A 12,122-nucleotide genomic window follows, 5' to 3' on the forward strand; every position below is an offset into this window, starting at 1 on the left:
TAATAAATTGATGAAAAAAAAATACATAATTCTCTTCTCATTGGGGTTAATGGGATTTGTGAATGCGCAGGAAAATGAAAAAGAAATCGATGAAGTAATCATTAAGGCAAGATTAAAAATAATAAAAGAGCGTGAAGAATTTAAAAAACATGCACAATCTACAGAGATCATCTCAGAATACGAGATTAATCGTAATAATTCTGCATTTATTGAGCAAAGCTTAAATACTATGGCGGGCGTTCAGGTAGAAAAAAGAACTCAGCTCGGCGGACAAAGAATCATAATAAGGGGATATGGAAATGACCAGAAGTTCAACAACTGGGGGATAAAAATGTACCTGAATAATATCCCTCTTGCCGGAGCTGATGGTGTTACAATTTTGGATGATGTCAATTTTGGACTAATCAATCAGGTGGATGTGATAAAAGGTCCTGCTGCAACTTTGTATGGTGGCGGTTCGGGAGGTGCGGTGAGATTTTATATCAAACCAGAATCTCAGAAAGGAACTTCCATTTCGGAGCAGTTTAATACGGGCTCTTTCGGATTATTCCAGACTTCTACTTCCGCATCAAATATTGAAGAAAATCACTCTATAACGGCAAATTATACCCATATTGGAAGCGACGGGTATCGTCCACATGGAAAAAGTATTAAAAACTTTTACAATATTAATGGCGAATTTAAACTGAACGAGAGTCAAAAAATAACTTTATTGGGTTCTCACGGCAATTCTTTGGAGCAGGTTTCGGGGCAGATTTCTTATGACGACTATTACAACGGTATTGATAACGGAAATTTTGCCTATATCAGAAGAGGAGCCAAAACTAAATTTATCACTTCCAGAGTCGGAATAGGGCATATTTGGAAAATTAACGAAAATTTCAGTAACAATACCACCGTATTTTATACAGGAACTACAGGCGACAGAATTGCGGCAGGAGCTTACGAAACTTCATCTGCATCCAACTATGGCGTGAGATCGGTATTTGTTTTTGATAAAGATTGGGGTGATTTTAATAGCCGAACAGAATTTGGAACTGAACTTCAGCAGTCGCGATCTTTGATTTCAAATTACAGATTTAAAAGTGTAACAATTACCGAAGATCCCATTTTGAGACCTTTATATCAAGGCTCTTATTTTAAGTACCTAAATAATCAGTCCAATTATTTTGCGATTGAAAAAATTACTTACAAACCATGGGATTTAATGTTTTTAGCAGGTTTGAGTATTAATCAGATTAGTTACAATAGAGAAGATCTGCTTGCTGTGCCCGGTTTATTTTTAGTAAATAAAGTTGATTTATATGACAAAAACTTGTCTTTTGACAAAAAATTCAAAGCTGTTGCAACACCGCACTTTGCATTACAGAAAATTTGGAAAGATCAGATAATCAACCTTAGTTATAGTGAAGGCTACAATGCGCCGACCTCTGCTACATCGTTTATAAGCGGCCTTAATAAAACAAATGATAATCTTATTGCGGAAAAGGCAAAAATGTGGGATTTCAGTGTTCAGGGATTACTTGGGAATACCTCTATAGATTATCAGGTTTCTTTATTCAGTATCAATATTAAAGATAAACTGACCCAGTTGAGAGGGACTATTCAAAATGAAGAACAGACACCATATTCATATTGGGCAAACACAGGAGATCAGCAAAATAAAGGTTTAGAATTGAGTGTAGGTTATTCTTACAGACCGAAAAACTCTTTTATTACAAAACTTCAGCCTTTTGCAAGTTACACTTACAATGATTTTAAATATTCTAAATTCAGTACATATTTGCAGGAGGGCAACTCGGAGCCGAAAGTGCATGTTTATGATAATAAAAATGTAGTTGGAGTTCCCAAAACAAGGTTTTCTTTAGGTTTGGATTTTGAAACCAAAATAGGTTTGTACTGGCAGAATAGCTATAACTATATGGGAAGTGTTTACACAGATTTTGCAAACTCAAATAAAGTGAATAGTTTTGGTCTTCTAAACTCTAAAATCGGCTACAAGCATACTTTTAATAAATTTGATGTAGATGTTTTTGTTATAGGAAACAATTTAACCAATCAGATTAATTATACTTTCCTTTTTTACGGAAATAGTATTAATGATACGGATAAGGATAATCAATATAATGATTCTTCTGTCTACACCGACGTTAATCCCGGCCCAAGGAAGGCTTATTTTTTTACAGGATTTAATGTAAAATATAATTTTTGATAAGACGCATTAAGTTAAGATTAGCTAAATTAAATAACCCCTTCAAATTATACAATTTCAAGGGGTTATTATAAATTATTGTATTGCTTGTATGTTTTCGCCATGAATATATGTTGCTTTCTTAATGCGACGAATTCGTATGTGTAATCTTACCGAAGAATCTAAAATAGCGTAAACGAAAAAAGTAGTTAGGGTACAGAAAGGGTACAGCGACTGTACAGCGGTAGACTAAAAAAGTACTGTGTCAAAATGACAAAAAGCTGCTCATATCGAGTAGCTTTTCCTATAAAAAAACCTTCCAAAAACTGAAAGGTTTAAATTTTAAAATATGTTTGATTCAGATTACAATCCGAACTGTTTTGCAAATAAATCAGGGAAAACACCCAATGCAATGATTGATGCAATAATAAATACTGCGACAATATTGTAAGTTACTGTAACTCTTTCTGAAGTTTTGAAAGTTGTTTCTTTAAAGAAGAACATTGCGATAATTAATCTTAAATAATAAGCAATTGAAATTGCCGAACCTAAAACTGCTACAATTACAAGGAAGGTATTGTTGTCTTTGCTTAAAGCTTGTGCAAATAATGAGAATTTACCCATAAAACCTGCCGTTAAAGGAATTCCTGCCATTGACAATAAAGAGATCGTTGCAACGGTTGCTAATAATGGTTCAGATTTAGCCAATCCTTTAAATGCTCCGTAAGAAGTCTCTCTTTTTAGCTTTTCAACCCAAATCAAGCACATAAATACTCCAACTGTAGACAATGAATAAGCGAATAAATAAAACGCCAATGTATACGTTGAAAGAGCATTCATTCCGAAGAATACCAAACCGATATATCCTGCATGCGAAACTGATGAGTACGCCAACATTCTTTTAGCATTGGTCTGAGCAAGACCCATCACGTTTGCCAATAGTAAAGTAATAATTAAAAATACGCCTAAAATATTGATCCATTCGTGAGTAACACCAGAGAATCCAATCGTCATTAATCTAAATAATGCATAAAATCCTGAGATTTTTACCACACTCGCCATGAAAGCGGTGATCAATGAAGGAGAACCTTGGTAAACATCCGGGCTCCACATGTGGAATGGTGCTAAAGCTACTTTAAATGCCATTGCACAAAGCATCAATACAACTCCAAGAATAAACATTCCGTTGGTTGGATTTACCGTGCTGAAATCGTGAATTCTGTATAAATCAAATGTTCCTGTGCTTCCGTAGATAAAGGCTATTCCTAATAATAAGAAACCTGTTGCAAATGCTCCCATCAGGAAATATTTCAAAGAAGCTTCGTTTGATCTAAGATCAGTTTTGTTTGCTCCCGCCATTACGTACAACGGAATAGACAAAATCTCAACTCCTAAGAACAAAGTCACCAAATTCTGGTATCCGAACAATACAAAACCTCCACACAATGCAAAAAGCATCAATGCATACAGTTCTGACTGATGGTTTCTGTGATTGCTGAATGCAAAACCTCCCAGGAAGAATAAAAGCAAAGTCGTTACAATAGAAATTTTTGTAAACAAAGCTGTATTCTGTCCGTACTCATACATTAATCTGTACTTTTCGAAGAAAGAAGCTTCAGGTAAAAAGCTTACATATAATGCAACGATCAACCCAAAAATCCCAATGTATCTTGCGAATTTTCCCTTTTCAAAAACTCCCGAGAATAATGCAGCAACTGCTGTCAGGAAAACAATAATTAAAACACTCATAATTTATATTTGAGATTTGAGATTTGAAATTCCAAGTTTAAAGTTTAAGGTTCCAGGTTTTATTACTTGGCTCTTTCTACTTTTACCTTTTTACTTCCTATCTCTTAATTCTTTTAATTTTTTATTTAAATCTTAATTGATCATCGATGAATACACAAACTCTAATGAACTTCCCACCATATCGATAATCGGCTGAGGGAAAATTCCTAATAGAATTACAAACACCGCAATACTTGCCAATACTGAAAATTCTACTGCCGATAAATCTTTTGCCGTGCTCAAAACTGCTGCATTACCTTCACCAAACATTGCTTTACCGTAAAATCTTAATAGATAAACCGCACAAAGAATGATCGTTAAACCAGCGATGATTGAAGCCAATACATTAAAATCAAAGATAGATTTAATAAGGATAAATTCACCAATGAAACCATTTGTCAACGGAACTCCCATTGAACCTAAGATAATCAATAAGAATAGTACTGCAAACTTAGGCGCTACTTTTGCCAAACCTCCCATTTGTCTAATGTCTCTTGTTTTGAATCTTTTATATAATACATCTGCACAATAGAACAATCCTACAACGTTGATACCGTGAGCGAAAGTCTGAACTAAAGCTCCTTCAGCTCCTTCAATCGTTAAAGTTCCTCTCAAAGTAAGCACTGCTGAAGAGAAAATACCTGCAACCATCAATCCAACGTGTGAGAAAGAAGAGTATGCAATGATTCTCTTCATATCCGTTTGGATAATTGCTATTAAAGCACCGTGAACAATTCCGATAATTGCCAGGATAATTACAATTTGTCCTGAAATTCCGAAAATTGCAGTTGGTGTAATGGGTAATAAATATCTGATTACTCCGTAGATCGCCATTTTCAGCATAATACCTGATAAAAGCATTGATCCCTGAGTTGGAGAATAAGTATATGTATCGGGTTGCCAAGTATGGAAAGGGAAAACCGGAAGTTTCACTGCAAATGCAAAGAAAATAAACCAGAATACCACAATCTGCTGCGTTTCACCCAAATCTGCATTATACAAATCTGTAACATCAAACGATGCCGAGTGAATTCCAACATAGATTAAACCCGCCAACATAAACAGAGATCCTACGAATGTATACACGAAGAATTTTGTCGTGAATTCCATTCTTTTGTTTTCCTGTCCCCAAAGAGCCGCAATAAACCAGATTGGAATAAGCGTTACTTCCCAGAAAATATAGAATAACAAACCGTCTAAAGCTGTAAATACTCCTACAAGACCAAACTGCATCAGCAAGATCAATCCATAAAACGAGTTTTTGTAGCTTACGTTTTCGTTAAATGATGATAAAATAATTAGAGGCGAAAGAATATTGGTCAGCAATAAAAGAAGCAAACTCATCCCATCGATTCCGAAGTGAAGATTACTTTTTATAAACTGCGACCAAGGATATTTGATCTCGTGTTGCAAAACACTGTCAACCGTCGGTTCAAAATTGAAATCCGAAAGGATGTAAAATGTAAGCAACATCTGAATCAAAGCAATTCCCAGCGCCAAATATTTGCTGGAAGCGTTCTTCCATGCAAAAGCTAATCCCGAACCTACAAGAGGTAAAAGTAATAATGTTAATAGTAAATAAGACATTATTGTAATATAAAGTTAACAATCAGTATAATTCCCACAGCCAAAGTCATGATAAGAACATAGTTCTCAACATTTCCGTTTTGTATACGCTTCATAGATTTTCCGCTGTCTTCAGCACCTTCACCTATATAGTCTACAACACGGTCTAAAACGCCTTTGTCAAACATTTTTCCGCCACGTCCAAGTCCTTCAAAAGTTTTTACAATTAATGCATTGTAAAGCTCATCAACATATAACTTTTTAGCAGAAAGTTTTTCCCAGCCTGTATATTCTTCTTCGGCAAGAGCCATTTTCTTCTTATTCACATACATGTTTTTCACAATGAACCAAACAGTAAAGAACATTAAGATTGTTGCTCCCAAAAGAATCATTTCTGTATTGAAATCAACTCCCGAAAGAGTCATTTCCATTTGCTTAAAGCTTTCCGGTGTCAGTACCGGCTTCAGCCATTCCATTAATTTAGCATAATGACCGTGACCGATAAAGTGTGGTAAATTAATAAAACCTCCGATTACTGAAAGAATTGCTAGAACGATTAACGGTAACGTCATGTTCATTGGGCTTTCATGTAAATGGTGTTTTTGTTCTTGTGTACCTCTGAACTCTCCGTGGAATGTCAAATAATACAGTCTGAACATATATGCTGCGGTTGTTGCTGCTAAAATGAATAACATTACCCAGTAAATAGGGTTTTTAGCAAATGCTGCAACCAAAATTTCGTCTTTAGAAATCATCCCTGAAAGTAAAGGGAAACCTGAAATCGCCAATGTTCCGATAAGGAATGTAATGTGTGTAATTGGAATGTATTTTTTTAAACCTCCCATAAAACGCATATCCTGCTCGTTGCTCATTGCGTGAATTACAGAACCCGCTCCCAAGAATAACAATGCTTTGAAGAAAGCGTGTGTCATTACGTGGAACATTGCTGTGGAATAAGCTCCTAAACCTAAAGCGATAAACATAAAACCAAGCTGTGAAACTGTAGAATATGCTAATACTTTTTTGATGTCGTTCTGACGCAGTGCATAGAAGCCAGCTAATGCTGCAGTTAAGAATCCGATTAATAAAATTCCGCCCTGAACGGTTGGAGCTAAAGTGAATAAGAAGTTTGATCTTACCACCAAATAGATACCTGCAGTAACCATGGTTGCTGCGTGAATTAATGCTGAAACAGGAGTTGGACCTGCCATCGCATCCGGTAACCAAGTATATAAAGGAACCTGAGCAGATTTACCAACAGCACCGATAAATAAACTGGCTGTGATAAAGATGATAATTGTTCCGTCTAATTCAAATTTAGAAGCATTTTGTGCCACTGAAATATAATCTACAGAGTTGGTCTGAGACGCAATCATGAAAATGCCGATCAATAAACCAAGGTCACCAATTCTGTTCATAATGAAAGCCTTTCTTGCTGCTTTACCATATTCTTCGTTGGTGTACCAGAATCCGATCAATAGATATGAACAAAGACCTACACCTTCCCAACCGATGAATAAGATCATATAGTTGCTTCCCATTACCAAAAGTAACATCGAGAAGATAAAAAGATTTAAATAAGTAAAAAACTTATAGAAACCTTTGTCGTGACTCATGTATCCGATAGAGTAGAGGTGAATTAAAGATCCGATCCCTGTAATGATCATCACCATCATTAATGACAGCTGATCAATCTGGAAACCGAAATTGATCTGAACTCCGTTTACTCTGAACCATTCGAATGCTTTTACAACAACCGCCGGACTTTCAGAGTCAAAATTTAAAAATAAGCTTACCGCAATACAAAAAGATGCAAAAACTGCAGCTGTTGCCAAACTTCCGACTACAATCTTAGGAAGATTTTTCCCGAAAAGTCCGTTGATAAGAAAGCCTATAAGTGGTAAAAGTACTATTGCATATATTAAATTCTCCATTCTTATCCTTTTAATTTATTAAATATACCTACATCTACAGAACGGGTGTTTCTATATAACATCGCAATAATCGCCAAACCAACCGCTACTTCAGCTGCTGCAACTACCATGATGAAGAATACCAAAAGCTGTCCGTCGCTGTTCCCGTTGTATGCCGCAAATGCAGCCAATAAAAGGTTTACAGAATTAAGCATAAGCTCTACACAACCTAAAATTACAATCGCATTTTTTCTGAGCAATACTCCCAAAACCCCAAGACAGAATAATACTGAACAAAGAGTAATGAAATATTCCAGAGGGATGCTTTGCATAAATGTATTTACTTCTCCCATAATTTTTATAAATCTTTTTTACCGATTAGTACCGCACCTACAATACCTGCCAAAATCAGGATCGAAGCAAGCTCAAACGGTAAAACATATTCATTGAATAAAAGTCTTCCCAGATTCTTCGTAAGACCTACGCCTTTATCTACGTTCTCAACTACTACATGACTTTCCTGTACTCCTCTGAAAACTCCTAAAACACCAATCAAAAGAAGACCAGCCGTAAAAACTCCAACAAACTTTAAAGTATTGTTCTTCTTACTTTCGTCTTGCTTATTAAGATTAAGCATCATTAAGATATAAAGGAAAAGTACCATGATAGCACCTGCGTAAACGATGATCTGGATAATTGCAAGGAACTGTGCATTCAGAAGAATATACATACCCGCGATCGAAAACATTGTAACAATTAATGACAAAATAGCATATAAAGGATTTTTTGCAAATACAAAGTAAACTGCACTTGCCACTGCTAAAAACGCCACCAAGAAAAATAAAAACTGATCCATTATTTTACCGCATTTTTTTGTTTCTCGGATTGTCTTTCTGTGATATCAATCCTTTCATTTATTTTTTCAACTAATTTATCTTTACCGTAAATGAAAGATCCTCTGTTGGTTTCTACATCAACCAATCTGTCTGTAAGATAAATTGCAGATTTCGGACAAGCTTCTTCACACATACCGCAGAAAATACATCTTAACATATTGATTTCATATACCGATGCATATTTTTCTTCTCTGTAAAGATCTTTTTCTTCTCTGGTTCTTTCAGCAGCAGTCATTGTGATTGCTTCTGCAGGGCATGCCACAGCACACAATCCACAAGCTGTACATCTTTCTCTGCCTTCTTCATCTCTTTTCAAAACATGTTGGCCTCTCCAGATATCAGCTCTAGGCTTTTGTACTTCCGGATAAGAATAAACATTGGGAGCACGTTTTACAACGGTTCTCACAGCATGCTTAAAAGTAATCCCCATTCCTTTGAAAATCGCAGGTAAGTAGATTTTCTCAGAAAAGGTCATCTCTTTATTTGAAACAACTTTTGATCTGTTTGTAAGTTTCATTTAATTATAGATATTAGATGTTAGACATTAGATTTTAGACTAATCTTGTCTGTTATCTTAATTATTTACTATTTTATTTTAAAATGATAATGTTAATTTTTAAAATTATCTCATTATCAAATTTTCAAATTCTTTCTTAATTTCCAAAAGCTAAAATCACAGCTCCTGTAATCATTAAGTTGACCAATGCCAATGGAATTAAAGTTTTCCATCCTAAGTGCATCAATTGATCGTATCTGAATCTTGGCAACGTCCATCTGATCCACATAAAGATCAAAATTCCGATTATGGTTTTAGATAAAAATGCTACGATACTCAAAATACCTGCTGTATTTTCACCCCAATTCTGAGTTACCCATTCAATTCCCGGATAGTTGTACCCTCCGAAGAAAAGTACTACCATGAAAGCATTAGAAATAAACATATTCACATATTCTCCAAACATGTATAAACCTAACTTCATTGATGAATATTCGGTAGTATACCCTGTTACCAATTCAGATTCACATTCTGGTAAATCGAAAGGGTGACGGTTGGTTTCTGCCAAAGCTGCCACAAAGAAAATTAAGAATGCCAATGGTTGGTAGAAAATATTCCAGTTCATGCCGGAACCGATAGGGATAATTCCCCAAAGTTTTCCTTCAGTTTGATTTTCAGTAATTACTTTTAGATCTAAACTTCCTGTCATCATGATGATAGAAAGTAATGCAAGACCCATCGCCAATTCGTAAGAAATCATCTGTGAAGAAGCACGAATTGCACCTAATAATGAATACTTGTTGTTGGAAGCCCAACCTCCGATCATAATTCCGTAAACACCAATAGAAGCCATTCCGATGATGAAAAGTACACCAACATCAATGTTAGCAACTTGAAGGTCATAAGAAACTCCACCTAAGTTCAGCGTTTTCCCCCAAGGAATAACCGCACCGGTAATTAATGAAATAAACATCACCAACGCAGGTCCCAATACGAAAAGAAACTTTTCTGCATTGGCCGGAGTAAAGTCTTCTTTAAAGAAAAATTTACCACCATCGGCAAGAGGCTGCAGTAAACCGAAAGGTCCTGATCTGTTGGGCCCGATTCTGTCCTGCATAATGGCTGCAACTTTTCTTTCTGCCCAGGTAGAGTAGGCTGCAATCGTTAAGGAAAGCAGGAAAAGTGCAAGTACAAGTATTAATTTAAATGTAATTAAATCCATTTTATTATTTAAATGTTTGAAGATGGGAGCTGGAAGCTGGATGTTTAGCAATTCGCCGCACAACTCATCATCGTTTAATCAGTTTTTGTTCTAAATAGCAGAAGTTCATTTAATGATAATATTTTCAAAGCTGAAAAACATCCATCATCAAACTTCCGACATCCAGCGATTTATTATTTTTCGTCTTTTTCGCTGATTTCTTTAGCCATTGGATTGTCTAAAACTCTCAATTCGTCTTTAGGCTTCTCGTAATGGTTTAATGAAATAACCGAATGTCTGTCGATATGTCTTGGTCCTTCAATGTTCCAATCGCTAAGATTTTTTCTTTCGAAACGACAAGTATCACAGATGAATTCTTCAACTTCTCCCCACTGATCTTTTCTTGCGGTAACTCTTACAACTTCGTCACCTTTTAGATATACCGTTGCTTTTCCAGAACATTTATCACACTTACAAGTAGCGTTCATTGGCTTTGTAAACCAAACTCTGCTTGTAAAACGAGCTGTTCTATCTGTTAATGCTCCAACCGGACAAACGTCGATTACGTTTCCGATGAAATCATTATCTAAAGCTTTATTTAAATATGTAGAAATTTCAGCATGATCTCCTCTGAAAAGGATTCCGTGCTCACGTTCACCTGTCAATTGATTGGCCGCCAAAACGCATCGTGCACACAAGATACAACGGTTCATATTCAACTTAATATGTGGACCTAAGTCGTCTGCTTCGTACGTATTTCTTTCAAATTCAGTTCTGGTTTCAAGATTTCCGTGCTCGTAACCTAGATCCTGAAGATGACATTCTCCAGCCTGATCACAAACCGGGCAATCTAAAGGGTGATTCACCAACAAGAATTCGGTAACTGCTTTTCTACCTTCCTGAGCTTTTTCAGAAGAAAGATTTTTCACTTCCATTCCGTCCATCACATTGGTTCTGCAGCTCGCTACTAATTTTGGCATAGGACGAGGATCTGCTTCCGATCCTTTAGAAACTTCAACTAAGCAAGTTCTGCATCTTCCTCCACTGGTTTCAAGCTTGCTGTAATAGCACATTGCAGGAGGAACAGATTTTCCGCCGATCTGTCTTGCTGCTTCCAAAATGGAAGTACCAGGCAACACTTCAGCAGTCTGTCCGTCTATCGTTATTTTGAATTTTTTAACCTCTTCGCTCATATTCTATGCTTTCGCTTATGCTTTTAGGCGTTAAGCTATATTTTAATTATACTTTTTTGTATTAAATGTATATCCAATTCCGAAATTGAACTGTGCATATACAAAATCCTGTGAAGCTTTGTCTGGTTTATTGTTCAGTGTTGTTTTAATATCCGGCATATTAATATACCCGAATTTTCCTTCTGCCTGAAGAACAATATGTCTTATTGCTACCACGCTTACCGCAGCTCTTGCATCCAAACCAAAACCTGCAAGATGGAATCTGTCACTTCTTTCATTTCCCATCAGCTGAACATTAGATTTCGGCAGTAATGCTCCAATCCCAGCTCCGTAACTCAAGAAAATATCAATATTTTTTTTGTCTAAAACATTATGATATTTCTGAGCTCCAATATTGATATAATTAAGACCATCGGTGTGTTCAAACGTTAAAAAATCGTTTCCACTAAGATCTACTTTACCATTATTTACCATTCCTGCGTATTCGGGATCGTTGATATATCCTTTAAAATCTACAGTCTGGTTTTGATCCATCACATATTTCATGTGATCCATTCCTAATGTGATACCAAAATTATCTTTCGGGAAGTAAGTAATTCTATAATTAACCTGCGGAATTGTTATGTTTCCAGGATTAAAATAGGTTCCCCATTCAAATTTGGTCTGTCGGTCATGAGCAACTACATTATCTAATTGAAAATCATAACCATCTCCTTTAAAATGAATATCTGATTTTGAATATTTTGCATTATTCCAACCCCAGAATACCATTACAGATCCTTTTTTGAAGGGATTAACTTCCTTTTTTTCTGTAGTAACCTGTCCAAAAACAAAATTCGACAACAATAGGCCTACAGCAATTATCTTTTTCAACGTTT

General features: G+C 35.8%; 10 protein-coding genes. 1 reads left to right on the forward strand and 9 read right to left on the reverse strand.

All coding sequences use genetic code 11. From position 1 onward, the window contains the following. The first annotated feature begins 10 nt into the window (after positions 1-10). On the forward strand, positions 11-2,212 hold the full coding sequence (locus EG358_RS04345; RefSeq protein ID WP_076557776.1) for a TonB-dependent receptor: 2,202 nt from the start codon (positions 11-13) through the stop codon (positions 2,210-2,212). A 342-nt stretch (positions 2,213-2,554) separates the two neighbouring features. Here the strand turns inward: EG358_RS04345 and EG358_RS04350 are convergent, their stop codons facing one another. From EG358_RS04350 to EG358_RS04390, 9 genes are all read right to left on the reverse strand, one after another. Next, positions 2,555-3,940, reverse strand: a complete 1,386-nt coding sequence (locus EG358_RS04350; protein WP_076557778.1) for an NADH-quinone oxidoreductase subunit N — start codon at positions 3,938-3,940, stop codon at positions 2,555-2,557. A gap of 132 nt (positions 3,941-4,072) precedes the next feature. Continuing rightward, complete coding sequence (locus EG358_RS04355) at positions 4,073-5,566, reverse strand: complex I subunit 4 family protein (protein WP_076557780.1); 1,494 nt, start codon at positions 5,564-5,566, stop codon at positions 4,073-4,075. After that, positions 5,566-7,479 (reverse strand): NADH-quinone oxidoreductase subunit L, encoded by a 1,914-nt coding sequence (gene nuoL, locus EG358_RS04360; RefSeq protein ID WP_076557782.1) that lies wholly within the window; start codon positions 7,477-7,479, stop codon positions 5,566-5,568. Before nuoL ends, EG358_RS04355 begins: the two co-directional genes overlap by 1 nt. A 2-nt stretch (positions 7,480-7,481) precedes the next feature. Continuing rightward, positions 7,482-7,811, reverse strand: coding sequence for an NADH-quinone oxidoreductase subunit NuoK (gene nuoK, locus EG358_RS04365; protein WP_047482656.1), 330 nt, complete (start codon positions 7,809-7,811; stop codon positions 7,482-7,484). 5 nt (positions 7,812-7,816) lie between these two features. After that, positions 7,817-8,314, reverse strand: a complete 498-nt coding sequence (locus EG358_RS04370; RefSeq protein ID WP_076557784.1) for an NADH-quinone oxidoreductase subunit J family protein — start codon at positions 8,312-8,314, stop codon at positions 7,817-7,819. Next, positions 8,314-8,871: a NuoI/complex I 23 kDa subunit family protein gene (locus tag EG358_RS04375; RefSeq protein ID WP_066680251.1), complete on the reverse strand. Its 558-nt coding sequence runs from the start codon at positions 8,869-8,871 to the stop codon at positions 8,314-8,316. Before EG358_RS04375 ends, EG358_RS04370 begins: the two co-directional genes overlap by 1 nt. Before the next feature lie 136 nt (positions 8,872-9,007). Beyond that, complete coding sequence (gene nuoH / locus EG358_RS04380) at positions 9,008-10,072, reverse strand: NADH-quinone oxidoreductase subunit NuoH (RefSeq protein ID WP_076557786.1); 1,065 nt, start codon at positions 10,070-10,072, stop codon at positions 9,008-9,010. 173 nt (positions 10,073-10,245) lie between these two features. Continuing rightward, positions 10,246-11,244: a 2Fe-2S iron-sulfur cluster-binding protein gene (locus tag EG358_RS04385; protein ID WP_076557788.1), complete on the reverse strand. Its 999-nt coding sequence runs from the start codon at positions 11,242-11,244 to the stop codon at positions 10,246-10,248. 42 nt (positions 11,245-11,286) lie between these two features. Then, positions 11,287-12,117, reverse strand: coding sequence for a hypothetical protein (locus EG358_RS04390; RefSeq protein WP_076557789.1), 831 nt, complete (start codon positions 12,115-12,117; stop codon positions 11,287-11,289). Positions 12,118-12,122: the final 5 nt, after the last annotated feature.

The organism is Chryseobacterium indoltheticum, from assembly GCF_003815915.1.
Lineage (GTDB): Bacteria > Bacteroidota > Bacteroidia > Flavobacteriales > Weeksellaceae > Chryseobacterium > Chryseobacterium indoltheticum.

Excerpts from the sequence above, each read along its gene's own strand:
- EG358_RS04345 (WP_076557776.1), top strand. The coding sequence starts at position 11 with ATGAAAAAAAAATACATAATTCTCTTCTCATTGGGGTTAATGGGATTT.
- EG358_RS04350 (WP_076557778.1), bottom strand. The coding sequence starts at position 3,940 with ATGAGTGTTTTAATTATTGTTTTCCTGACAGCAGTTGCTGCATTATTC.
- EG358_RS04355 (WP_076557780.1), bottom strand. The coding sequence starts at position 5,566 with ATGTCTTATTTACTATTAACATTATTACTTTTACCTCTTGTAGGTTCG.
- nuoL (WP_076557782.1), bottom strand. The coding sequence starts at position 7,479 with ATGGAGAATTTAATATATGCAATAGTACTTTTACCACTTATAGGCTTT.
- nuoK (WP_047482656.1), bottom strand. The coding sequence starts at position 7,811 with ATGGGAGAAGTAAATACATTTATGCAAAGCATCCCTCTGGAATATTTC.
- EG358_RS04370 (WP_076557784.1), bottom strand. The coding sequence starts at position 8,314 with ATGGATCAGTTTTTATTTTTCTTGGTGGCGTTTTTAGCAGTGGCAAGT.
- EG358_RS04375 (WP_066680251.1), bottom strand. The coding sequence starts at position 8,871 with ATGAAACTTACAAACAGATCAAAAGTTGTTTCAAATAAAGAGATGACC.
- nuoH (WP_076557786.1), bottom strand. The coding sequence starts at position 10,072 with ATGGATTTAATTACATTTAAATTAATACTTGTACTTGCACTTTTCCTG.
- EG358_RS04385 (WP_076557788.1), bottom strand. The coding sequence starts at position 11,244 with ATGAGCGAAGAGGTTAAAAAATTCAAAATAACGATAGACGGACAGACT.